Raw genomic sequence first — 22,996 nt, forward strand, 5'->3', positions numbered from 1 at the left:
GGGCAGTTGACCAGCGGCTGTTCAGCCGCTGGGACTGCTGCTCGGACTACTACTGGGCTTGCTGCTGGGACTGCTCCTGGGACTCGGGCTGCTACTGGGCTTCGCGCTGCTGCCGCCGCTCTTGTCCGCCGCGGCCTGCGCGTTCTCGGCTCGCTTGAGCGCGTCCTCCAGGTCCGCCTGGGCCCGGCCGTACGCCTCCCAGTCGCCCTTCTTCAGGGCTTCCTGGCCGGCGTCGAAGGCCTTCTGGGCGTCGTCCAGCGCCTTTTGGACCGTCGGGTTGCCGGAGGTCGGCGGCGGCTTGGTGGTCCCGCCGTCGTCGTCCGGTGGCGGAGTCGTCGAAGCGTCCGCTCCGAAGACCTTGTTCAGGGCTTCGTCGAGGGTGTCCTCGAAGGCCGTGTTGCCGCCGTAGGTCACCAACACCTTGCGCAGCAGCGGGTACTTGAGTCCACCACCGCGTACGTAGACCGGCTCCACATAGAGCAGTCCTCCGTCGAGCGGCACCGTCAGGAGATTGCCGTACTCCACATTGGAGTCGCCTCTGTTGAGGAGGCTGATGGTCTCGGCGATGTCCTGTTCGGAGTTGAACTGGCTCTGCACCTGTTTGGGCCCGTTGACCGTGGTGTTGGTCGGCAGTTTCAGGATTCTGATCTTGCCGTAGTCGCTGGTGCCCGCCTCGGCGTCGACCGACATGAACGCACTGAGGTTGTCCCGGCCGTTGGGCGTGAACGTCGTCGTGAGCGAGAACGCCTGTGCCGACTGGTCGGGCATCTTCATGCTCAGGTAGTACGGCGGCACCGCGTCGCCCGACTTGTTGGTCGGGTCGTCCGGCACCTGCCACACCTCGCTGCCGCTGAGGAAGGTGTCCGCGTCCTCGACGTGGTAGCGCGCGAGCAGCTCACGCTGGACCTTGAACAGGTCCTGCGGGTACCGCAGATGGGCCATCAGGTCGGTGGAGATGTCCGTCTTCGGCTCCACCGTGCCCGGGAACGCCTTCATCCAGGTCTTGAGGACCGGGTCCTTGGTGTCCCACTGGTAGAGCTTGACCTCGCCGGTGTACGCGTCGACGGTCGCCTTCACCGAGTTGCGGATGTAGTTGACCTGGTTCTGCTGGGCCACCACCGCGCGCGAGTTGTTGGTCGCGGTCAGCGAGTCGGCCGTCGTGTCGCCGAGGGTCGTACGGGAGGCGTACGGGTAGCCGTTCGTCGTCGTGTACGCGTCGACGATCCACTGGATCTTGCCGTTCACCACCGCCGGATAGGCGTCGCCGTCGATGGTCAGCCAGGGGGCGACCGCCTCGACGCGCTGCTTGGGCGTGCGGTTGTACAGGATCCTCGAGCCCTCGCCGATCGCTCCGGAGTAGAGGATCTGCGGCTCGCTGAACGCCACCGCGTACGCGGCCCGGTTGACCGGGTTGGAGAGGTTGACCCCGCTCTTGGCCTTGTAGCTGTAGGTCTTCTCACCGTTGTCGTCGGAGTAGTCGATCTCCTTCTGGGGACCGCCGACGATCGAGTATTCGGTGGTCTTCTCGCCGTAGTAGACGCGCTGCTGGTACGTCCCGAGGTCGCCCTGGGACGGCAGGTTGGACTCGGTGAAGACCGGGCGGCCCTCGGCGTCGGCCTCGGTGCCCTTCGCGGCGACCACGCCGTAACCGTGGGTGTAGCGGAAGTGGTCGTTGATCCAGTTGTTCTTCGGGATACCGGCGAGGTTCAGCTCGCGCAGACCGATGACCGTGTCCTGGTCTCCGGCGTTCTTGCCGTCTTTGCTGTAGCGATCGACGTCCAGGTTGGTCGGGAACGCGTAGTAGTTCCGCATCTGCTGGAGCTGCTGGAACGTCGGCGAAACCACGTTGGGGTCCACGACCCGGATGCTCGCCGTGGCGTCGACGTCGTCCCGCAGCTTGGTCTTGTCCGTCTGGGTGGACTTGCCGTCGTACTCCTTCACCGAGGCGTCGTCGATGCCGTACGCCTCACGCGTCGCCTTGAGGTTCTTCTCGACGTACGGCGCTTCCTTGGCCTGCTCGTTCGGCTGGACCTGGAACTTCTGGACGATCGCGGGGTAGAGCCCGCCGATCAGGATCGCCGAGAGCACCATCAGCCCGAAGCCGATCACGGGCAGCTGCCAGGTGCGCCGCCACAGGGTGGCGAAGAACAGCAGGGCGCAGATCACGGCGATGCAGAACAGGATCGTCTTGGCCGGCAGATAGGCGTTCGCGTCGACGTACCTGAGGCCCGTCCAGCTGTCGGTCGCCTTGAAGTCGCTGGACTTGACCGCGAGGCCGTACCGGTCGAGCCAGTACGCGACCGCCTTCAGGGCGACGAAGACGCCGAGCAGCACCGACAGGTGCCCGGTCGCGGCGGCCGTGGCCCGCGCGCCCGGGGAGGTGATCCTGAGACCGCCGTACAGATAGTGGGTGAGCGCGGCGGCGATCACCGAGAGGATCGCTGCGGCGAAGCCGAAGCCGAGCAGGAACCGGTACCAGGGCAGGTCGAAGGTGTAGAAGGAGATGTCGAGGTGGAACTGCGGGTCCTTCTGGCCGAAGGAGACGCCGTTGACCCACATCAGCCAGGTCCGCCACTGACTGGAGGCGGAGGCGCCCGCGATCAGGCCCACCAGGGAGACGATCCCCAGCAGCAGCCACCTCTTGTAGGGCGCGATGCCCATCCGGTAACGATCGAGGTTCTGCTGCTCCATGGACATGGCGCTCAGCGGCGGGCGCAGCCGGTGGGCCAGCCAGATGTTGAAGCCGACCGCGAGGGCCATCAGCAGGCCGAAGACGAAGAACAGCCCGATCTTGGTCCACAGCGTGGTGGTGAACACGGACGAGTAGTTCACCGAGCGGTACCAGAGCCAGTCCGTCCAGAAGCCCGCGAACATGGTGAACGCCATGCCGAGAACGGCAAGGACGCCCAGCGTCATGAGCAGGGTCCGGGCACGCCGGGACGGGCGGCCCACTCTCATCCGCGGCCCCGTCGGGCCTCCGCCGCGGTCCGGCATCTGGAAAGCCAAGGTGCGCACCTCGAAGTTCGCTGTCGATCCGTCAGGCCCCCGTGTTCGCGAGCCCCTCCAGAGCCCCCGTGATCGCGGGCCCACACCTATGCAACTTACTCACCGTTTACTCGGTTCCCGATTCCGGTCACGAACGAGGCAGGATTGTGACCATGTCCAACACTCCCATGGCGGCGAGCCCGCTCACCCGGGCCGTACTCGAGATCGACGAGTACGCCTCCGGCCTCGGCTGGGACCAGCCCGCTCGCCTCTTCGCCCTCGTAGACACCGCACAGCTGCGGGCTCAGGAACCCGCTCTCGCGAGCCAGCTCGGTCTGGAGGGCGCGCGGGAGTCCTCGGGTCTGACGCCCATCGAGCAGGACGAGATTCCCGCGGGCAAGCCGCTCGACGAGTTCCTCGGCACCATCGCCTGGCCCGACGCGGTCGTCGGCTGCGCGCTCACCGTGGAGCGCCTGATGCTGCCACCGTCCGCCGAGGCGTCCGTCCCGCAGGGGCTGAGCGAGGCCCGGCTGGCGACGTGGGTCGCCGAGCACCCGGCGCGCCAGGAGGTCCGTATGACGGTCGCGGTCCTGCGCGACGGCAGCCGCGACTCGGCCCTGCGCCTGCGCGAGAAGGACTCCCCGACGGAGGTCCTCACGGGCGGCGACCTGGTGCCGGGCCTGGCGGAGGCGCTGTCGGCGACGTTCGAGGAGTAGCCCTCGCGGCTATCCCTTCGTGCACTTCGGCAGGTCGGACGTCTTCTTCTCGCGGATGTCCCTGAGCGCGCCGAGGGCGTCCCCGATGGTGTTCACCTTGACCAGGGTGAGCCCGCTCGGGGTGTCCTTGGCGGCGGCCGCGCAGTTGTCGGCGGGCGTCAGGAAGTACTGGGCGCCCTTGTCGCGCGCGCCGACCGTCTTCATCTCGATGCCGCCGATCGGGCCGACCTTGCCGTCGTCGTCGATCGTCCCGGTGCCGGCGACGAACGTGCCGCCGGTCAGGCTGCCCGGGGTGAGCTTGTCGTAGATGCCGAGCGCGAACATCAGACCGGCGCTCGGGCCGCCGACGTCGGCGAGCTTGATGTCGACGGTGAACGGGAAGGTGTGGTCGGTCCCGGCGGCGATCCCGACGATGGCGCGCTTCTCGCCCTCGTCGTCGGACGTCCTGGTCGTGACCGTGATCTTCTCGGTCTTCGTCGCCGTCCGGTGCGCCTTCTCCGCGGCGGCCTGTTCCTTCGCGGGCACGATGGTGAACACGACGTCCTCGCCGGGCTTGTGCTTGGTCACCAGCTTGGCGACGTCGCCCGGCTCCTTCACCGTCGTACCGTCCACGGCCTTGATCACGTCACCGGCGTGCAGTCTGCCCTCGGCCGGGGAGTCCTTCACGACGGTGGAGACGATCACCCAGGCCTGCACCGGGACGTCCAGTTCCTTCAGGGCGGCGACCTTGGCGCTCTCCTGGGACTGGCTGAACTCCTCGGCGTTCTCCTGGGTGGACTGCTCCTCGGTCTTGCCGTCCGGGTAGAGGGTGTCGTGCGGGACGACCTTGCTGTCGTGCGCGAGCCAGCCGTACACGGCCTGGACGAGGTTCATCTTGAAGTCGGCGCTGGTGACCCGGACGGTGGTCATGTTCAGGTGACCGCTCGTCGGATACGTCTTGCGCCCGGAGATCTGCAGCACCGGCTCGCCGCCGTGGTCCCCGAGGGTGTTCACCGTGGGACCCGGTGACATCTCGGCGTAGGGCACTTTGATGAAGACTCCCGCGCACAGGAGCGCGATCAGCATCAGGGTGGAGGCGAGCATCGTCGCGGTGCGGCGTGGCATGGCACGACAGTACGGGACGCTCCTGTCGGACCATCGTCAGGGCGCTGTCGTCACCCGGTCGTCAGGTCCGGAGTGCGACTTCTCCATCGCGGCGCGGAAACGGGCGTAGCCGTCGAGCTCGGGGCCGTCGCTGCGTATCCGGTGGGTCCGGTTGGCCCAACTGCCCCACAACCCGGCGGCGACCGCGGCCACGAGCGGAATCAACAACCAGATGAGCGCCCCCATGCCGACCTCCCGACCCCGCGCTGAGCGACCGCGAAAAACTGACTGATCAGCAGATTAATCATCCGCACTGACAACGCTCATGCCAGGGGTGCGGTTACGCAACCGGAGGGGTGAAGGAAGGGTTCAGCAGGCGCCGACCCATTCCTCCGTACCGTCAGAGAACGTCTGGTGCTTCCAGATCGGCACGTCGTGCTTGAGATCGTCGATCAGCTTCCGGCAGGCCTCGAATGCCTCTCCCCTGTGCGGGCAGGAAACGGCCACGACGACGGCGAGATCCCCGACCGCGAGATCCCCGACCCGATGCACGGCGGCAAGGGCCCGCACCGGAAACTCGGCGACGACCTTTTCGGCGACCCGCCGCATCTCGGCCTCGGCACTGGGGTGACACGAATACCCGAGCTTGTCGACGTCGGCCCCCCCGTCGTGATTCCTGACGGTCCCGACGAACAGGGCGGTCCCGCCGGCGGAGTCGTCCCCGACGGCCCGGAAGACCTCGTCGAGGGAGAGCGGGGTCTCACGGATCGCGATCAGCTTGATGGGATCCTGCGCGGCCTGCTCGCCGGGATGGTCGTAAGTGGGTGCCATGCGTCCATCGTGCCGTACACCGGAGACGACCGGGAATGGAGCTATCACCCGGCACACGCACGTGCACTGTTGGAGACTCGTACAGTGAGCCCACCCAGGGGCGCGGGGAACTGCGCGACAAGCCCCCACCGGCCGTCAGCCGCCTGCCGACCTCACGCGGCTCCCCGCGAGGCGCGCTCCGGTCAGATCCGCCGCCGCGCCTTCCGAGCCCGCCGCACCACGGCCGCCGCACCGAGCAGCGCCACCGTCGCCCCCGCGGCCCCCGCAGCCGTCGCGTCCTTGCGCCCCAGCCGCCGCCCGGCGACGGTGTGCCGCCCGGCGACCTCCTCGAGCAGCTCCGCGAGCACCTCCTCGTTGGTCCACTGCGGCCGCCACCCGGCGTCATGGAGCCGGCTCCCGCTCACCACCCAGGGGTACATCGTGTACGCGAGATCCCCCGCGGGAGACGGCGTCAGCCCGATCCGGTGCAGCCGGGCCGCCGCCCCCAGCGCGACCGCCGACGGCAACTCCATCCGGCGGATCCCGCTGAGCTCCTCGATCTCCTCCTGCTCCAGCCACCCGTCACACCCGACGGCCAGTTCCCCGTCGACCTTCTCGAGGACGGCGTACTCCAGAGCGCTGCACAGATCCTCGACATGGCAGAACTGCCAAGCGGGCCGGGACCCGGCCACGACCAGCAGCCGCGGGGACTCGAAGTACCGGGTCAGAGCGGTGTCGGTCCCTCCGCCCACCAGCACGGCAGGCCGTACGACGGTGACATTGAGTCCGGGATGCGCCCGAGGAGCCCGCCGCGCGAGCCGCTCGATCTCCAGGAGATCGCCGACCCCGGTGGCCTCCGCGGTGGCCCGCAGCTCGGCGTCCTCCGACAGGGGCAGTTCGTTGTCCGGAAGCGCCCCGTAGACCATGGCGGAGGTGCACAGCACGACGCGGTGGACGCCGGCGGCCGCCGCGGCGGTCAGCACGGTCTGCGTCCCCCGGACGTTGTAGGCCGTCCGCGCGGCCGGGTCCGTCTCCAGATCGAGGTCGAGCGCCAGATGCACCACGACGTCGGCCCCGCGCAGTTTCTCTGCGATGGCCGGATCCCGTACGTCCAGGATGTGCCACTGCGCCGCGGCGCACTCACCACGCCGCTCGTCCAGCGCGATGACCTGCTTGATCTCGTCCGAGGCGGCCAGCCGCTCGGTGAGCAGCGCTCCGATGCCGGACGCGGCACCGGTGACCGCGACGACTGGCCGGCGCGCGGCGGGGTTGGTTGACTGGTTTCGCGCTGCGCGAACCTGCGGATCAGGGGAACTCACCGGGCGTCTCCAGCGGTTGTCTTCAGTAGGAACGCGAGTGACGCGTACGTACCAGGTGGCATCCATCCTGCCGCAGGCGGAGAGTCGGCGGAGCACCGAGGCCCGAACGGCCGTCGGTGTCTACGCTGGGGGGTGTTATCGGGCAGCCGCGCCGCCGGAGGCAACCGGTGGCCTTACCAGCCGAGGAATCCCGTGAGTGACACCCCATTCGGATTCGGCCTTCCGCCGGAGGAGCCGGACGACGGCGACGAGGGCAAGAAGAAGGACCAGGAGAGCGGTGGTGGTCAGGGACCGGCCAACCCGTTCGGTTTCGGCGGTCTGCCCGGAGCCGGAGGCTTTGGCGGCCCCGGTGCGGACAATCCGCTCGCAGCCATGTTCGGTTCACTGAATCCCAACGACCTGGGCGCCGCCTTCCAGCAGCTGGGCCAGATGCTCTCGTACGAGGGCGGCCCCGTGAACTGGGACATGGCCAAGCAGATCGCCCGCCAGACGGTGTCCCAGGGCACCGCGGACGGCACCAAGGACGCGAGCATCGGCCCCGCCGAGCGCACCGCGGTCCAGGACGCCGTACGCCTGGCGGACCTGTGGCTCGACGACGCGACGTCGCTGCCGTCCGGGGCGGGCTCCGCCGTGGCGTGGTCCCGCGCGGAGTGGGTCGAGGCGACCCTCCCCGCGTGGAAGGAGCTCGTCGACCCGGTCGCCGAGCGCGTGGGAAACGCCATGGGTGATGTCCTGCCGGAGGAGATGCAGGCCATGGCGGGCCCGCTGATCGGCATGATGCGCTCGATGGGCGGGGCCATGTTCGGCACCCAGATCGGGCAGGCCGTCGGCGTGCTCGCGGGCGAGGTCGTCGGCTCCACCGACATCGGCCTGCCGCTCGGCCCGGCCGGCAAGGCCGCGCTGCTGCCGGCGAACATCGAGGCCTTCGGCAAGGACCTCGGCGTGCCCAAGGACGAGGTGCGGCTGTATCTCGCCCTGCGCGAGGCCGCCCACCAGCGCCTCTTCGCGCACGTGCCGTGGCTGCGCTCGCACCTGTACGGCGCGGTCGACGGCTACGCGCGCGGGATCAAGGTCGACACCGCCAAGCTGGAGGACGTGGTCGGCCAGTTCGACCCGCAGAACCCCGAGCAGCTCCAGGACGCCCTCCAGCAGGGGATGTTCCAGCCGGAGGACACCCCGGAGCAGAAGGCGGCCCTGGCCCGTCTGGAGACCGCTCTGGCGCTCGTGGAGGGCTGGGTGGACGCGGTGGTCCACGCGGCCGCGAAGCCGCGCCTGTCATCCGCCGACGCGCTGCGCGAGACCCTGCGCCGCCGCCGCGCCTCGGGCGGTCCGGCCGAGCAGACGTTCGCCACCCTGATCGGGCTGGAGCTGCGTCCGCGCCGCCTGCGGGACGCCTCCCGTCTGTGGGCCTCGCTCACAGACGCGCGCGGTGTCGACGGCCGTGACGGCCTGTGGTCCCACCCGGACATGCTGCCGACCGCGTCCGACCTGGACGACCCGGACGGCTTCGTGCACCGCGAGCAGCTGGACTTCTCCGAGCTGGACAAGATGCTCGGCGAGGCCGCGGACGGCTCCGGCGGGAAGCCCGACCTGAAGAAGGACGACGACACCGAGTGAGCCTGTACGACGACGCGGTCCTCGTGCTGAAGGAGTACGAGGACCAGGAAGAGCTGCGTCAGGCCTATCTGGATCACTTGGCGACCCACCCGGACGGCATGTGGAAGGCCTGTCACGCGGGGCACGTCACAGCGAGCGCTCTGGTGATCGACCCCGAGCGCGGCCAGGTCCTGCTCACGCTCCACAAGAAGCTGCGGATGTGGCTCCAGATGGGCGGCCACTGCGAATCGGCCGACACCTCTCTGGCGGCGGCGGCCCTGCGCGAGGCGACGGAGGAGTCCGGCATCCCCGGCCTGACACTGCTGCTGGGCGGCCCGGTGCGCCTGGACCGGCATCCGATTCCGCCGCCGTGCCACTGCCACTTCGACGTCCAGTACGCCGCGCTCGCTCCGTCCGGGGCTGTGGAGACGATCAGCGACGAATCGCTCGACGTGCGGTGGTTCGCCTACGACGAGGTGGCGGATGTGGCCGACGAGTCCGTCGTACGGCTGCTGGAAGCGACGCGCGCGAGGCTGTGAGCGCACGGGTAAGGGGCGCCCGACAAGCAGGCGCCCCTTACGCATGGCTAGCTGTTGCTGCCCCCGAGGGAGTTGCCGCGCATGCCGAACTGACCGAGCATCCCGCCGTTGCGCATGCCCTGCGGCGGCAGCAGTTCGCTGGGCTGGACCAGGACGTGGCCCGTGCCGCCGAAGTGCATCTCCCAGCCCTCGCCGGTGGTCCCCCGGCGGCGCCACACTCCGGAGGTGGACGTGGGCGCCTGGAGCTGGGTGCGCAGGGACGTGGACCAGGCGATGACGGCGTCCGAGTCGACGCAGACGTTCTTGTCCGGTCCCACCTCCAGCACCAGCGGCTCGCCGGAGGTCATGAGGACGACCTGGCCGGAGCCGGACAGCTCCAGGTTGTAGGCGCCCGCGGCGGCCACCTCGACGGCGCTGTCCACCGCGACGATGCCGACACCGAGGGAGCCGTCGAAGGCCAGGACGTAGGAGCTGTCGACCGTGATGCCCCTGCCGACCTCCATGATGTGCAGGTGCTGGGCGAGGTTGGCCAGGTAGACGATGCCGTTGCCCTTGCAGCGCATGAGTTCGAGGCGCTCGCCGGTCATCCGCTCGACGTTGCGCCAACTGCGGTTGCGGTACTGGCTGTCGAACTCGACCTGGCCCTCGAAGGCCACCATGGCGCCCTGCCGGGCGAGTACGGCGCTGCTGCCCTGGGTGACGTCGGTCTTCAGGAGCTGCGGGTTCTGCAGGGTGTAGCGCCCGGTCGACTCGACCGGGACATGTGCGAAGAGTGTGCTGTGCATGATGTGCCTGGTGCTCCCCTCAGCCCCGGATCTTGAATCGGTCGCCGGTGTCCTCGCTGGGCTGGACGACGACGAAGCCCTGTCCCTTGAAGCCGATCTGGAAGGCCTCGCCGCTGCCGCGGCCGATGAGGGCGCTCGCCTTGATGGTGCGGCGGGCCTTCATCTCCAGGCCGGTCGTCCAGGCGACGAGGGCGTCCGGGTCGACGTACGTCTCGCGTTCGGCGCAGTCCAGGGCCATCGGGATGCCCCGGCTGACCAGGGCGACCCAGCCGGTGCCCTTGATCACGAGGTTGGTCAGGCCCGAGCCGGACAGCTTGGCGAGTCCCTTGACCGGTTCGATGGCAAGTTCCAGCGAGGCGTCGCAGGCCAGCAGCGTGGCGCCGTTGACCGACAGGGCCTCGCCGTTGAGGTGCAGGACGAGGATGTCGCCGCCGTAGTCCGCGAGGTAGAGGTCACCGTCGCCGCGGGCCAGCATCAGCTTGCCGCCCTCGCCGCTGACCATCTCCTCCGCCGAGCGGCGCAGGCTCGCGGGCGCCCCGTCGAACTGCACATAACCGTCGTACGCGATCATCGAGCCGGCCTTGGCGATCAGGTCCTGCCCGGTGACCATGGTGACCTTGAGCGTCTTGGAGCTGTGCACACTCATGCGGACGCCGGTCGCGGCGGCGCGGTGCGCACTCAGAGTCTGGGAGTCCATGGCCTCACACCTCGAAGGGCTGTACGACGACGAAGTTGCCGGGGGCGCCGCGGAACTGGAGGTTCACGGCCTCGGTGGTCTGCCGGGCGTACCCGGAGCGGCGCAGCCTGAGCGAGGTCGTGGTGACCGCCTGCGCACCGGCGGACCAGGCGATGACGGCGTTGCCGTCGACGTAGGTGGCCGCGCCGACGGGGAGGACGACGGGCACGCCGCGTGTCTTGACGACGACCGCTCCCGTGCCGGAGAAGAGCATGCTGAAGAAGCCCCCGCCGGGCAGGCCCGCGCCCTCGATGCGGCGGACCTCGGTCTCCAGGGACTCGTCGAAGGCGAGCACGCCCTGGGCGCTGGTGTAGATCTGCTCGCCCTGGAGACGGATGACGAAGACACGGCTGGCCTCGTCGGCGAGGAACACCTCGCCGTTGCCCGTACAGCGCATCAGGGACATGCCCTGGCCGGTGAGCGCCCCGGTGAGCTTGCCGAGCAGCCCCGAGCCCTTGTGAGCGAAGTCGATGTCGCCCTGGTAGGCGACCATGCTGCCCTGCTTGGCGAGGATGGGAGCGTCCTTGGTGAGGGTGGCCCGCACCAGGTTCGTGTTCTGCTCGGTCCAGCGGTCGCCGACGGGGGCTTCCGCGTACTTCGTCAGGACGACGCGGACGTTGGCCTCGGGCGGCACGGGGGCGAGCTGGGTGCCGCCGCCGAAGGGCTGCGCCTGGCCGGGGAAGGCACCGGGGGCACCGGGAGGCGCGAACTGGCCGGCGACGGCGCCCGGCGGCGTGAACTGGCCGGCGACGGCGCCCGGCGGCGTGAACTGGCCCGCGGGCGCGCCGGGGGGCGCGTACTGCCCCGCCGGAGGTGCACCGGGCGGCGTGAAGGTCTGACCCGGAGGAGTGAACGTCTGCGGGCTCGTCGGCGCGGCGGGCGCGGGCGGGGTGGTCCCGGCGACCGGCGCAGCGGCGGGAGCGGGCGCCGCCTGAGCGGGGGCCGGCGGCGCGCCGAACGAAGGTGCCGGCGCGGTGGCCTGCGGGGGCGGGGCGAAGGCCGGCGCCTGGGACTGGACCGGGACGGCGGGCTGCTGGGGCGCGGCCTCGGGCTCCTCGTCGGCGACCTCGCCGCCGAAGTTCTTCAGCAGCGCGTCGAGGCCGCCGTCGAAGCCCTGGCCGACCGCGGCGAACCGCCAGACGTCCTTCAGATACAGGTCGCCCACCATCACGGCACGCTCGGTGGAGAACTCGCTGCCGTCGAAGGAGTACCGGGCCACTTCCTCGCCGCCGGCAACGATGCGCAGGTAGCCCGGGGCGATCTGCGACATCTGGCCGGCGCCGTCGATCGTCGCCGTGAACGACAGCTTCTGGATCTGCGACGGAATCTGATCGAGCGTGACTCGGAACGACTCCGTGTCGCCCGACTGCGCGCCCAGGAGCTGGATGGAGTCCTCGGGGGACTTCGGCTGATTGAAGAAGATGAAGTACCGGTCGTCCGAGAGCCGTTCGTCGGCGTCGAGGCCGAAGCAGCTGATGTCGAAGGTCAGTCCGGGGCCGGAGATCTGCACGCCTACGTACAGATCCGTACCCGCGGTCAGGTCACTGATCTTGGCCTTGTGGCCTCGTTGGAATTCCCTGGCCATGCGTAACGACCGTCCCCCATCCCGAATACGAGTGCGTCGCGACAGGCTAACGGCAAACTCGGACACCGGTGCAGGTTGGTACAGATCCGGTACAAAAACCCGTTCGGGTCGGCGGTCACTCTCCGCGGGCGTCCGGAAGGTGCGGCAACCGGTCCGCGGCGACCACGCCTTCGAGATAGCCCTTGGCCCGCTCAGTGCGCGGATAGGCCTCCAGCAACCGCCAGAAACGGGGTCCGTGTCCGGGCACGAGCAGATGCGCGAGCTCATGGAGCAGGACGTAGTCGACTACGTACTCCGGCATGCCCTGGAGCCGGTGCGAGAGCCGGATGCTGCCCTCGGACGGGGTGCACGAGCCCCAGCGGGTGTTCTGGTTGGTGACCCAGCGGACCGAGGCGGGCCGTGCGCGGCCGTCGAAGTACTGGGCCGAAAGCCGCCGGGCGCGCTCGGAGAGCTCGGTGTCGCCGAGGACCCGTTTGCTCTCCTGGGCGGCCAGCTTGTCGAGCATGACGCTCACCCAGCGCTGCTCCTCGGCCTCGGACATCCGGGCAGGGATGAGCACGACGGTGCGATCGCCCTCGCGGTACGCGGAGACCGTCCGGCGGCGACGGCTGCTCCTGCGCACCTCGATCGCGCTCGCCCCCGAGCCGCTCGGCGGCTGGCTCGTCGTACTGCGCTGTGGCTTTCCGGCGCTGTGCAGTGGGTCGGCGGGCACGCCCTGACGTTACCCGCTGCACACGGGTGAAGTCCCGACTCCGGGACGGTTCGGTTCCGATCGCCCGCCATGCGTCTGATTTGTACGACGAATGGCCCTCACCTGTGGACAACCTTCGGCACGTGACGGCCGGGTCCGGGCATGCTGGCACCGCCGCCTGAGCCGCGACCGGCCGTCGTCCGGGCTCCGGCGACGGACGGGGATGTTCCACGAGGGCTACGGGGGCCTGTCATGCAAGCAGTGGTTCCGCTCGAGCACATGGTTCCGCAGATGAAACCCGCGCTCCGGCGCGGCTGGCGCGATCTCAACACCGTGCAGTTCGGGATGACCCCGGCGCACGCGATGACGCTGGGTCCGATGGACACGGCCACGGGCAGCTTCCTCGACCTGCTCAACGGCACGCGCGGCCTCACGCTGCTGCGGGAGGAGGGACGCCGTATGGATCTGCCCGAGGGCCATGTCGACAAGCTGGTGGGGCGGCTCTCGCGAGCCGGGCTCGTCGACGACGCGAGGGGCGGCGGGCCGGACGCGGACGCGCTGCGGGCCAAGAAGGAGGTCTTTGACCGGCTGGCACCCGACCTGGCGTCCCTCTCGCTGACCACCTCGGAGCCGGGGGACGCGATGAGACTCCTGGCCGCCCGCCGTTCGCTGCGCGTGCAGGTCAGGGGTGCCGGCCGGGTGGGTGTGGTGCTGGCCGCGCTGCTCTCGGGCGCCGGCGTCGGGGAGGTCGACGTGCGGGACAGCGGACAGGTCGAGCCCTGGGACGTGGCCCCGGGTGGGCTGCCCGCCGGCTCCGTCGGCGACCGCAGGGACACGGCCGCACGCCGGGCGGTGTCGGTGGCGGCTCCGGGGCGCCCGCCACGCGGTGGCTCCCGGGCCTCGGCCGGGGCGGACGACCCCGGGTTCTCCCTGGTGATCCTGGCCCCGCGGGACGACGTCGACGTGCACGCGCCCGCCCCGGCCACCGGCGAGCCCCTCGTCCGGTCCGGCACACCTCATCTGTACGCCGGTGTGGTCGAGGCCACAGGAGTGGTCGGCCCTCTCGTGCTGCCGGGCGAGACGGGCTGCGCGGGCTGTCTGCACGAGACGCGGACCGACCGCGACCAGGCCTGGCTCCGGCTGGTCGCCCAGTGGCGTTCGGGCGGCAGACGGCCTGCGGCGCGACCCTGTGACCTGGCTCTGGCCACTACAGTCGCCGGACTTGCGGCCACGCACGCGCTCGCATTCCTGGACGGCCGCCTCCCGTCGAGCGCGGGTGCCCGCTGGGAGGTCTCACTGCCCGGTCTGAGCTGGCACGCGCGGCCGGTCTGGCCGCATCCCGCATGTCCGTGCGGGGCCGCGGAGAAAGGTAAGGGAGAACACACCTCCAAGGAGGAGGCTGCGCACGAGACAATGACGGAGCAAGGGTCGTCGGAGGAGTTGTGCCGCAAGGCAACCGCGCCACGGCCTGCTGGGACCTGGAGGGCGCATGTCTGATCTTCCCCGGAAGGCGGTCACCCGGACCGCCAAACTCGCCGCGCTCCCGCTCGGCTTCGCCGGGCGGGCCACCTGGGGACTCGGCAAGCGGATCGTGGGCGAGTCCGCGGAGATCGTCGGCCGGGAGCTGCAACAGCGCACCGCCGACCAGTTGTTCAAGGTGCTCGGGGAGCTCAAGGGCGGTGCCATGAAGTTCGGCCAGGCCCTGTCCGTCTTCGAGTCGGCGCTCCCCGAGGAGGTCGCCGGCCCCTATCGTGCGGCCCTGACGAAGCTGCAGGAGGCGGCGCCCCCGATGCCGACCCGCACCGTGCACACCGTGCTCGAGGAGCGGCTGGGCGAGGACTGGCGGGAGCTGTTCGCCGAGTTCGACGACAAGCCCTCCGCGGCGGCGTCCATCGGCCAGGTGCACCGGGCCGTGTGGCACGACGGGCGCGAGGTGGCGGTGAAGGTCCAGTACCCGGGAGCCGGCGAGGCCCTGCTGTCCGACCTGAACCAACTGGGCCGCTTCGCCCGTCTGCTGGGGCCCCTCGTCCCCGGGATCGACATCAAGCCGCTCATCGCCGAGCTGCGCGACCGGGTCTCGGAGGAGCTCGACTACGGCCTGGAGGCACAGGCCCAGCAGGTCCATGCGGAGGAGTTCGCGGACGATCCGGACGTCGTGGTCCCGGCCGTGGTCCACCAGAGCGACCAGGTCCTGATCACGGAGTGGATCGACGGTGTGCCCCTGTCGGAGGTGATCTCCGACGGCACCCAGGAGCAGCGCGACCGCGCCGGACAACTCCTGGCCCGTTTCCTCTTCTCCGGCCCCGCGCGCACCGGCCTGCTGCACGCCGACCCGCACCCGGGCAACTTCCGGCTCCTGCCCGGCGGTCCGGGCGGAAAGGAGGACTGGCGCCTGGGCGTCCTGGACTTCGGCACGGTCGACCGGCTTCCCGGCGGTCTGCCGGACACCATCGGCACCTCCCTGCGCATGACGCTGGACGGCGAGGCAGAAGCGGTCTACGAACTCCTCCGCGTGGAGGGCTTTGTCAAGGAGTCGATAGAGCTGGACCCCGACGCGGTCCTCGACTACCTCCTGCCGATCATCGAACCGGCCGAGGTCGACGAGTTCACCTTCACCCGCGGCTGGATGCGCAGCCAGGCCGCCCGGATCGCGGACCCCCGCTCCCCCGCCCACCAACTGGGCAAACAGCTCAACCTCCCCCCGGCATACCTCCTGATACACCGGGTCACCCTGAGCACCATCGGCGTCCTGTGCCAGCTGGGCGCGGCCGTCCGGCTGCGCGAGGAACTGGAGGAGTGGCTGCCCGGGTTCGTGTCGGAGGAGGAACTGGACGAGGAGGGTTCCGCGGCGGAGGCGTGAACGGGTCTTCGTCACCACCCACAACGCACCGCGGGGGCCGGTCCGTTCGGACGGACCGGCCCCCGATGGGGAGAGCTTTCGCCTCCCGGTGAGCTCAGTTCAGCTCGGTGCGGGAGGCCACCGCTTCAGGTGTGGGTCGGATCTACTGCATGACGGCGATGGCGAGCGCACGGCGAGCACGCAGGGAGGCGCGCTCGGCCCGGCGCTGCATCCGGCGGGCGGTCACCAGGCGGATCGCCCGGCGTTCCTGCTCGGCCTCATGCAGGCGGTCGTGCATATGCGCACGAGCCAGGGCTTCTGGGATGAGTTGCATCTCTCGGGTCCTGTTCTGACGCTGGTCGGACGCGTCGGTGGTGGTGAAGTCTGGGATCGCGGAGCCTGCGGGCTCGCTGGTGGACGGCTTCATCGGGGCCTGCTTCGTGGGGTCGTTCGTGAGGGGGCGGTCGATCGTTCCTGTGATGTTCATGCCGTGACCGGGTTCTTGCGCGGGCGACCACGCGGCCGCTTCCGGGCGACGACGACACCCTGGACGAACAGCTCGCCACCCCAGACGCCCCAGGGCTCACGCCGCTCCTTGGCGCCGGCGAGGCAGGCCTCCATCAGCGGGCAGGTGCGGCAGAGGGACTTGGCGTACTCGACGTCGGCCGGCGACTCGGCGAAGAAGACCTCCGGGTCGTAGGAACGGCAGGGGACGGGTACGCCGAGGTTCTCGATGGCGTCGTCGAGCGCGGTGAGCGCGGTGAGCGGAGTCAAGGCGGAGTCCTCCGTGAGGCCGGGCGGGGGGATCGTTTCGGAAGGCGGTACGGACGGGGCGTGCGCTTCGAGTTGCACGGGTGGTCTTCCTCGTCTGTTCGGTCCGGCCCTGTTGGACCGGTAGTCGCTTGGTACCGGGTTCTTTTCTTGTCCCGAGGCCCCTTCGCTCCGCTCTCCCCGTTCGGGGAAAACAGAAGGGCCGCGGATCCCGGATGGGGTTCCGCGGCCCTGAAGGCGCCGGCCTGATCGACGATCAGACTGGATCACTCCAGGGTTCTGGCCCACGGAAGGCCCACATCAGGTGGTGCTGCGTCGTCTGCTTCCGGAATCCGGCACCGGCCGCCGCAAAGGCATAGACATGCGCCTGTGCCACTACTGCTTCCAGTGCCTTGGTCGGTCGCTCATTGCGCTCACGGACGGGAAGGACCGCGAGAGACACGGAGGACGCCGGACGCGCGGCAGGAATGCCGGACAGACCGGTGCCCAGGTTCGAAACGCCGAGCATGCACGCGGAGACGACCGAGCGATCGGTCATTTTGGCCGTGCTGATGGCCTTGCTGCTGTTGATGCTGATCACTTCAATCGCCTCCTCTCGGCGTCTCTGGGGACGGCGGCGCGAGCCGCTGTCCGACGGAAATGCAAGTAGAACACGGAATCGGGGCCTCCGAGAAGGCCTCCGTCCCCGTGGCTAAGAACCTATGGGGATTGCTGGGGCATGCGCAAACTATTTTTCCGACGAGTTGGGATCAGGCCTCGTCTTCTTCTTCCGAAACCTCCTGGCCTGCACAGATGGTCAGCACATCGGCTCCGTACCGGTTGAGCTTGCGCATACCGACGCCCGGGATCCGCGCGAGCTCATGCTCGTCGTCGGGCACGGCCTCGGCGATCGCCATCAGCGTCTTGTCCGTGAAGACGCAGAAGGCCGGCTGTCCGCTGCGTTGCGCCTGCACCGCACGCCAGTCGCGCAAGCGCTCGTAGAGTCCCTCGTCCATGTCGGAGGGGCAGTCCTCGCACCGCATGAGCTTCATCTCGCCCGCGTCGGTGAGCGTGCGCCCGCACACCCGGCAGCGCGCCGGGGTGCGCTGGGTGCGTCTCGGCGCGGCGCCGGCGGGGCTCGTGAAGCCACGCTCGACACCTCCGGGACCACCGCCCGCAGTGCGCCCCGCCGTGGCGGTGGAACCGGGGCGCAGTCCGTCGAGGAAGCGGCTGGGGCGGCGGTTGGGGCGGCCGCCGGGCGAGCGGGAGAGCGACCAGGAGACGTGAAGGCGCTCGCGGGCGCGGGTGACACCGACGTAGAGGAGTCGGCGCTCCTCCTCGATCTGCTCGTCCGTCTTCGCGTAGGTGATCGGCATCATGCCCTCGGCGACACCGACCAGGAACACGGCGTCCCACTCCAGACCCTTGGCCGAGTGCAGGGAGGCGAGGGTGACGCCCTCGACGGTCGGGGCGTGCTGGGCGCCGGCCCGCTCGTCGAGTTCGGCCACGAGGTCGTTCAGAGTGGCGCCGGCTCTCGCGGCGGCGAAGTCCTGCGCGAGGTTCACCAGGGCGGCCAGCGATTCCCAGCGCTCCCTGACGGCCCCGGAGCCGGCCGGCGGCACGGTGGTCCAGCCCTCGCCCGACAGCACGGCACGCACCTGCGAGGGCAGGTCGACGGCGTCGTCCAACCGCGAGTCGTTGCCGCCGAAGCGGGCCGCACCTCGGAGGTTGACGATGGCCCTGCGTACCTCGGGACGGTCGAAGAACCGCTCGGCGCCGCGCAACTGGTAGGGCACTCCGGCGTCGGCGAGGGCCTGTTCATAGGTCTCGGACTGGGAGTTGGTGCGGAACAGGATGGCGATCTCGCTGGCCCGGACGCCTGCGTCCAGGAGCTCCCGGATGCGGCGGGCGGCTCCCTCGGCCTCGGCGGGCTCGTCGGTGTACTCGGTGTAGACGGGCTCGGGGCCTGGCCGACGCTGGGAGATCAGTTCCAGCCGGTGGTCGGCGGCGCGGCCGCGGGCCTGGGCGAGCAGGCCGTTGGCGAGATGGACGACCTGGGGTGTGGACCGGTAGTCGCGGACCAGTTTGACGACGGTGGCGCCGGGGTGGCGGGTACGGAAGTCGAGAAGATGGTCGGGAGTTGCGCCAGTGAAGGAGTAGATCGTCTGGCTGGCGTCGCCGACGACGCACAGGCTGTCGCGGCGCCCGAGCCACAGATCCAGCAGGCGCTGCTGAAGGGGGCTGACGTCCTGGTACTCGTCGACGACGAAGTGCTGGTACTGGGAACGGACCTGTTCGGCGATGTCGTGCCGGTCCTGGAGGATGGCGACGGTCAGCAGCAGGACGTCCTCGAAGTCGATGACGGCGCGATCGCGCTTGAGGTCCTCGTATGCGGAGTAGAGCTGTGCGATCTCGGCCGCGGCGCGCGGGGTCTCGCGGCCGGCCTTCGCTGCCGCGAGGGCGTAGTCGGACGGAACGGTCTGGGTGACCTTGGACCATTCGATCTCGCCGGTGACGTCCCTCAGTTCGCCCCGGTCGAGGCGGATGCGGCAGGCGGCGGCCGCGTCGGCGACGAGTTGGATCTTGCGGTCGACGAGCCGGGGCATGGACCCACCGACGGCTTTCGGCCAGAAGTACTGGAGCTGGCGCAGGGCCGCCGAGTGGAACGTACGCGCCTGGACGCCCGCGGCGCCGAGCTGGCGCAGTCGCCCGCGCATCTCTCCGGCGGCGCGGTTGGTGAAGGTGACGGCGAGCACGCTGGAGGGCTGGAGGATTCCGGCCCGCACCCCGTAGGCGATGCGGTGGGTGATCGCCCGGGTCTTGCCGGTACCGGCGCCCGCCAGCACGCACACCGGCCCGTGCAGGGCGGTGGCCACCTCGCGCTGCTCGGGATCAAGCCCTTCGAGCACCGCGTCGGCCGAGTCCGGTGTGCGCGGGAAGAGCGTGGAGTGCGTTGCTGCTGTCACACGGCCATGCTGCCAGGTCGGCGGAGACGGGTGAGCCGGTTGTCCACAGGCAGGTAGCCGCAGTCGTACTAATGCGGCAGGCGTCACCTGGCCGGGCACCCGGGTCGGGAATGGCGTTCAGGTCGCATACGTTCCCTCAACGGACGACCTCTTCCCCCGAGCCACCGAAGGAGCGCGCGAGACATGCAGGGCACTGTGACGATGTACAGCACCACATGGTGCGGTTACTGCCAGCGGCTGAAGAAGCAGCTGGACCGCGAGGGCATCGCGTACACCGAGATCAACATCGAGCAGGACCCGGCGTCCGCGGCTTTCGTGGAGAAGGCGAACGGCGGGAATCAGACGGTTCCGACCGTGCTCTTCGCCGACGGCTCGACGCTGACGAACCCGTCGCTGGCGCAGGTGAAGCAGAAGATCAGCGCATAACACTGCGGGACATCGGCGGTTCCTGGGGCAGCTCAGGAACCGCCTTCTTGTGGTTTGTCCCACACCGCCGTGTAGCGCCACAGCAGTCGGCGCCGGTAACGGCAGCCGGGCAGAAGGCGGCGGGCAGCCCTGCGGGCCTCGCCCCAGTGCACGGTCGCGTCCTCCATGGGCATGCCGACCGGCGCCCGTTTGCCGCCCCGTCGCCGTCCGAGGAGCAGCGACACGGGTAGGCCGCAGGCGCTGATGATCCAGTCCAGCGCCGTCCTGTTGTACGCCATCCCGACGATCACCAGTCGTCCGCCGGGGGCCAGCAGCCGGACCACGCCGTCGACCGCGTCCTCGAAGGGCGCGTGATGTACGACGGCCACCGCGCTGACGAAGTCGTACTTGCCCGCGGGGAGGGCGGTCTCGTCGAGGTAGTCCGCCTCCAGGAACGTGATGTTCCCGGAGGCGGTCGCGCGTGCCTGCCGGATCATCTCCGGTGAGCGGTCGACGCCCGTGACGGCCGCGGCCTTCTGAGCCAGCTTGCGGGCGAGCAGCCCGTCCCCGCACCCGACGTCCAGGGCCTCCCGGCAGCCGTCGGGAACGGCGTCGAGCACCAAGGGGTGGTAATGGACGTTGTGGTTCCAGTACGGGTCGGGCATGCCCGTCCTCTCAGACGAAACTCCTCGTCGGCAGCGGCTTGCCGTACCAGAGCTCGATCAGACGGGCCGCGATCGAGATGCCGTACGGCGGGAGGACCTCTCCGGCCTCGAAGGCGGCGCCCAGTTCGTCGCGGGAGAACCAGCGGGCCTCATGGATCTCGTCCCCGTCGACATTGATCTCGGTGGAGGTGGCACGGGCCATGAAGCCGAGCATGAGGCTGGAGGGGAACGGCCAGGGCTGGCTGGCGACGTACTCGACCGGGCCGACAGTGATCCCGGCCTCCTCGAAGACCTCGCGGCGCACCGACTGCTCGATGGACTCGCCCGGCTCGACGAATCCGGCGAGGGTCGAGAAGCGGCCCTCCGGCCAGTGCACCTGGCGGCCGAGCAGGATGCGGTCCTCGTCGTCCGTGACGGCCATGATCACGGCCGGGTCGGTGCGCGGGTAGTGCTCGGCGCCGCAGGCCTGGCAACGGCGAATGTGGCCGGCCGCGGCGATGACGGTGCGCTCGCCGCAGCGGGAGCAGAAGCGGTGGGTTCGCTGCCAGTTCTCCAGGCCGACGGCGTGCACCATCAGGCCCGCCTCCCGCGCGGACAGCAGCAGGCCGGCCTCGCGCAGACCGGCCGGACGCGCGGACTGGTCGATGCGGCCGGGCAGGGCGTCCTTCTGGAGGGCGAAGTAGCGGACGCCCTCCTCGTCGATGCCGAGGAAGTAGCGGTGCGCCTCGGTGAGCGGGGCCTCGAAGGACGGGGTCATGACGAGTTCGGTACGGCCGTCAGCCGTCTCGTCGATCAGGACCTGACCGCCGGAAACCACGAAGCAGCGGGTGGTGGGGTGGCTCCACGCTGCCGCGAGCCAGGCCTCGTCGAGCCGGTGGTGCGCGGCGCGGTCGATGCCGCTGGGGGCGGTGAGCGAGACGGGACGGTCGGCGGTGTGGTCGGTCCAGGTGGTCACGGGTGCTTCCAACTCCCCCGGTGCAGCGGATTGTTTCGGCGAACGGTTCGGCGGGACGGACGTCGGAGGGCGACCGGGTCCGGCGGGGCTTCGCGGTTCGGGGCGGCCCTTTCAGGGTGCCCCGCGCACTGCCGGGCCGGGCGGCGCGGGACGGTCAGGGCGCGTGGCTCCAGTGCTCGGCGAGATCACCCCAAAGGTACGCGGAGGTCTCGACGCCCTTGAGCAGCAGATCGAGCTCGACCTTCTCGTTCGGCGCGTGCCAGCCGTCGGAGGGGACGGAGATGCCGAGGAACAGCACGGGTGCGCCGAGGACGACCTGGAGATCGGCGGCGGGGCCGGAGCCGCCTTCGCGGGTGAAGCGGACCGAGCTCTCGAAGGCGCGGCCCAGGGCGCGGACCACGGACTGCAGCGCGGGGTGGTCGAGCGGGGTCAGGCACGGGCGCGTGGCGGGCGCGAAGGTGATCTCGTGCCGGATCCCGGCGGGCACCTGCTCGGTGGCCCAAGCGCGGACGGCCTTTTCGATGTGGTCGGGATCCTGGCCCGCGACCAGACGGAACGACAGCTTCACCATGGCCGACGACGGGATGATCGTCTTGCTCCCGGGACCCTGGTAGCCGCCACCGATGCCGTTGACCTCGGCGGTGGGGCGGGCCCAGATCCGCTCCAGGGTGGTGTGCCCGGACTCGCCGTGGCTGGCGTGCGACCTGGCCGTGTGCAGCCACTGCTCCTCGTCGAAGGGCAGTTCGGCGAAGAGTTCACGCTCACGGTCGGTCAGTTCGACGATGCCGTCGTAGAAGCCGGGGACGGTCACGCGTGCGTGCTCGTCGTGCAGGGCGGCGACCAGGCGGGCGACCGCCGTGGCCGGGTTGGGCACAGCGCCGCCGAAGGCGCCCGAGTGGATGTCCTGGTCGGGGCCGTACAGCCGGATCTCGCACTCGGCGAGGCCGCGCATGCCGGTGCACACCGTGGGGGTGTCCTCATCCCACATGCTGGTGTCGGAGACGATCACGGCGTCGGCGGCGAGCCGGCGCGAGTGCTCCTCGACGAGGGCGCGGAAGTGGGGTGAGCCTGACTCCTCCTCGCCCTCGATCAGCAGCTTCAGATGCACCGCCGGGGCGGTGCGGCCGGTGACGGCGAGGTGGACGCGGACGCCGAGGGCGTGGAAGAGGACCTGGCCCTTGTCGTCGGCCGCCCCGCGCGCGTAGAGGCGGTTGTCGCGGACGACCGGCTCGAAGGGGTCGCTGTCCCAGCCGTCCTCGCGGGCGGCGGGCTGTACGTCGTGGTGGCCGTAGACGAGGACCGTGGGCGCCGTCGGGTCCTCTGCGGGCCACTCGGCGAAGACGGCGGGCGCACCCGGGGTCTGCCAGACCTCGGTCGTGGGGAACCCGGTCTCCTTGAGCTTGGCAGCGAGCCAGTCGGCACTGCGGCGTACATCGGGGCCGTGGTCGGGCTGCGCCGAGACGGACGGGATGCGCAGCCATTCGGCGAGGTCGTCGAGGAAGGCGGCGCGGTGCTGCTCGATGTACGTACGGACGGCGCTGACGGCACTGTCAACGGGTTGGCTCATGGTC

At 70.1% G+C, this 22,996-nt stretch carries 22 protein-coding genes; 6 read left to right on the forward strand and 16 right to left on the reverse strand.

The window, feature by feature from the left end; translation table 11 throughout:
* Positions 1-21 precede the first annotated feature (21 nt).
* Complete coding sequence (locus tag ACIBJB_RS25930; RefSeq protein ID WP_398933525.1) at positions 22-2,958, reverse strand: UPF0182 family protein; 2,937 nt, start codon at positions 2,956-2,958, stop codon at positions 22-24.
* A gap of 200 nt (positions 2,959-3,158) precedes the next feature.
* Here ACIBJB_RS25930 and ACIBJB_RS25935 point away from each other — a divergent pair, with 200 nt between their 5' ends.
* Positions 3,159-3,701, forward strand: a complete 543-nt coding sequence (locus ACIBJB_RS25935) for a PPA1309 family protein (protein ID WP_398933528.1) — start codon at positions 3,159-3,161, stop codon at positions 3,699-3,701.
* Between the two features lie 9 nt (positions 3,702-3,710).
* On the opposite strand, the gene ACIBJB_RS25940 is transcribed toward ACIBJB_RS25935, so the two are convergent.
* The 4 genes from ACIBJB_RS25940 to ACIBJB_RS25955 all read right to left on the reverse strand — a co-directional run bounded on the left by ACIBJB_RS25940 (position 3,711) and on the right by ACIBJB_RS25955 (position 6,913).
* On the reverse strand, positions 3,711-4,805 hold the full coding sequence (locus ACIBJB_RS25940; RefSeq protein WP_398933530.1) for a PDZ domain-containing protein: 1,095 nt from the start codon (positions 4,803-4,805) through the stop codon (positions 3,711-3,713).
* A 36-nt stretch (positions 4,806-4,841) separates the two neighbouring features.
* On the reverse strand, positions 4,842-5,030 hold the full coding sequence (locus ACIBJB_RS25945; protein WP_398933532.1) for a hypothetical protein: 189 nt from the start codon (positions 5,028-5,030) through the stop codon (positions 4,842-4,844).
* A gap of 123 nt (positions 5,031-5,153) precedes the next feature.
* Positions 5,154-5,615 (reverse strand): molybdenum cofactor biosynthesis protein MoaE, encoded by a 462-nt coding sequence (locus ACIBJB_RS25950; RefSeq protein ID WP_398933534.1) that lies wholly within the window; start codon positions 5,613-5,615, stop codon positions 5,154-5,156.
* A gap of 182 nt (positions 5,616-5,797) precedes the next feature.
* Positions 5,798-6,913 carry an SDR family oxidoreductase gene (locus ACIBJB_RS25955; protein ID WP_398933536.1) on the reverse strand — a complete coding sequence of 372 codons (1,116 nt, stop codon included), beginning with the start codon at positions 6,911-6,913 and terminating at the stop codon, positions 5,798-5,800.
* Between the two features lie 192 nt (positions 6,914-7,105).
* On the opposite strand from ACIBJB_RS25955, the gene ACIBJB_RS25960 reads away from it, so the two are divergent.
* Together ACIBJB_RS25960 and ACIBJB_RS25965 are read left to right on the forward strand one after the other, a co-directional pair.
* On the forward strand, positions 7,106-8,530 hold the full coding sequence (locus ACIBJB_RS25960) for a zinc-dependent metalloprotease (protein WP_398933538.1): 1,425 nt from the start codon (positions 7,106-7,108) through the stop codon (positions 8,528-8,530).
* Positions 8,527-9,048: an NUDIX hydrolase gene (locus ACIBJB_RS25965; protein ID WP_398933540.1), complete on the forward strand. Its 522-nt coding sequence runs from the start codon at positions 8,527-8,529 to the stop codon at positions 9,046-9,048. Before ACIBJB_RS25960 ends, ACIBJB_RS25965 begins: the two co-directional genes overlap by 4 nt.
* Before the next feature lie 47 nt (positions 9,049-9,095).
* Here ACIBJB_RS25965 and ACIBJB_RS25970 read toward each other — a convergent pair whose 3' ends face one another.
* The 4 genes from ACIBJB_RS25970 to ACIBJB_RS25985 form a co-directional block, all read right to left on the reverse strand.
* Positions 9,096-9,833: an AIM24 family protein gene (locus ACIBJB_RS25970; RefSeq protein WP_059204535.1), complete on the reverse strand. Its 738-nt coding sequence runs from the start codon at positions 9,831-9,833 to the stop codon at positions 9,096-9,098.
* A gap of 19 nt (positions 9,834-9,852) precedes the next feature.
* Positions 9,853-10,530 carry an AIM24 family protein gene (locus ACIBJB_RS25975; RefSeq protein WP_057612239.1) on the reverse strand — a complete coding sequence of 226 codons (678 nt, stop codon included), beginning with the start codon at positions 10,528-10,530 and terminating at the stop codon, positions 9,853-9,855.
* Between the two features lie 4 nt (positions 10,531-10,534).
* Positions 10,535-12,154 carry a TerD family protein gene (locus ACIBJB_RS25980; protein ID WP_398933543.1) on the reverse strand — a complete coding sequence of 540 codons (1,620 nt, stop codon included), beginning with the start codon at positions 12,152-12,154 and terminating at the stop codon, positions 10,535-10,537.
* A gap of 115 nt (positions 12,155-12,269) precedes the next feature.
* Positions 12,270-12,866, reverse strand: coding sequence for a M48 family metallopeptidase (locus ACIBJB_RS25985; RefSeq protein WP_398933545.1), 597 nt, complete (start codon positions 12,864-12,866; stop codon positions 12,270-12,272).
* Positions 12,867-13,124: 258 nt separating this feature from the next.
* Between ACIBJB_RS25985 and ACIBJB_RS25990 the strand changes: the two genes are divergently transcribed.
* On the forward strand, positions 13,125-14,342 hold the full coding sequence (locus tag ACIBJB_RS25990) for a TOMM precursor leader peptide-binding protein (protein ID WP_398933547.1): 1,218 nt from the start codon (positions 13,125-13,127) through the stop codon (positions 14,340-14,342).
* A complete protein-coding gene (locus ACIBJB_RS25995) occupies positions 14,335-15,705 on the forward strand; it encodes an ABC1 kinase family protein (protein WP_398933549.1) in 1,371 nt (456 codons plus the stop codon). The genes ACIBJB_RS25990 and ACIBJB_RS25995 overlap by 8 nt, the downstream gene beginning before the upstream one ends.
* Before the next feature lie 142 nt (positions 15,706-15,847).
* On the opposite strand, the gene ACIBJB_RS26000 is transcribed toward ACIBJB_RS25995, so the two are convergent.
* From ACIBJB_RS26000 to ACIBJB_RS26015, 4 genes are all read right to left on the reverse strand, one after another.
* On the reverse strand, positions 15,848-16,171 hold the full coding sequence (locus ACIBJB_RS26000) for a hypothetical protein (protein ID WP_398933551.1): 324 nt from the start codon (positions 16,169-16,171) through the stop codon (positions 15,848-15,850).
* Positions 16,168-16,536: a WhiB family transcriptional regulator gene (locus ACIBJB_RS26005; protein ID WP_030784068.1), complete on the reverse strand. Its 369-nt coding sequence runs from the start codon at positions 16,534-16,536 to the stop codon at positions 16,168-16,170. Before ACIBJB_RS26005 ends, ACIBJB_RS26000 begins: the two co-directional genes overlap by 4 nt.
* 175 nt (positions 16,537-16,711) lie before the next feature.
* Positions 16,712-17,035 (reverse strand): hypothetical protein, encoded by a 324-nt coding sequence (locus ACIBJB_RS26010; protein WP_398933553.1) that lies wholly within the window; start codon positions 17,033-17,035, stop codon positions 16,712-16,714.
* 169 nt (positions 17,036-17,204) lie between these two features.
* Positions 17,205-19,400 carry an ATP-dependent DNA helicase UvrD2 gene (locus ACIBJB_RS26015; protein WP_398933555.1) on the reverse strand — a complete coding sequence of 732 codons (2,196 nt, stop codon included), beginning with the start codon at positions 19,398-19,400 and terminating at the stop codon, positions 17,205-17,207.
* Positions 19,401-19,583: 183 nt separating this feature from the next.
* Here ACIBJB_RS26015 and ACIBJB_RS26020 point away from each other — a divergent pair, with 183 nt between their 5' ends.
* Positions 19,584-19,826 (forward strand): mycoredoxin, encoded by a 243-nt coding sequence (locus ACIBJB_RS26020; RefSeq protein WP_037719776.1) that lies wholly within the window; start codon positions 19,584-19,586, stop codon positions 19,824-19,826.
* A 32-nt stretch (positions 19,827-19,858) separates the two neighbouring features.
* On the opposite strand, the gene ACIBJB_RS26025 is transcribed toward ACIBJB_RS26020, so the two are convergent.
* From ACIBJB_RS26025 to ACIBJB_RS26035, 3 genes are all read right to left on the reverse strand, one after another.
* Entirely contained in the window at positions 19,859-20,470 is a 612-nt protein-coding gene (locus tag ACIBJB_RS26025) for a class I SAM-dependent methyltransferase (RefSeq protein WP_398933557.1), read from the reverse strand.
* 10 nt (positions 20,471-20,480) lie between these two features.
* Positions 20,481-21,425, reverse strand: coding sequence for an NAD(+) diphosphatase (gene nudC, locus ACIBJB_RS26030; protein ID WP_057610091.1), 945 nt, complete (start codon positions 21,423-21,425; stop codon positions 20,481-20,483).
* A 154-nt stretch (positions 21,426-21,579) separates the two neighbouring features.
* Positions 21,580-22,992: a dipeptidase gene (locus ACIBJB_RS26035; protein ID WP_398933559.1), complete on the reverse strand. Its 1,413-nt coding sequence runs from the start codon at positions 22,990-22,992 to the stop codon at positions 21,580-21,582.
* Positions 22,993-22,996: the final 4 nt, after the last annotated feature.

It is taken from the genome of Streptomyces sp. NPDC050759, assembly GCF_044456945.1.
In the GTDB taxonomy this organism is placed as follows: Bacteria; Actinomycetota; Actinomycetes; order Streptomycetales; family Streptomycetaceae; genus Streptomyces.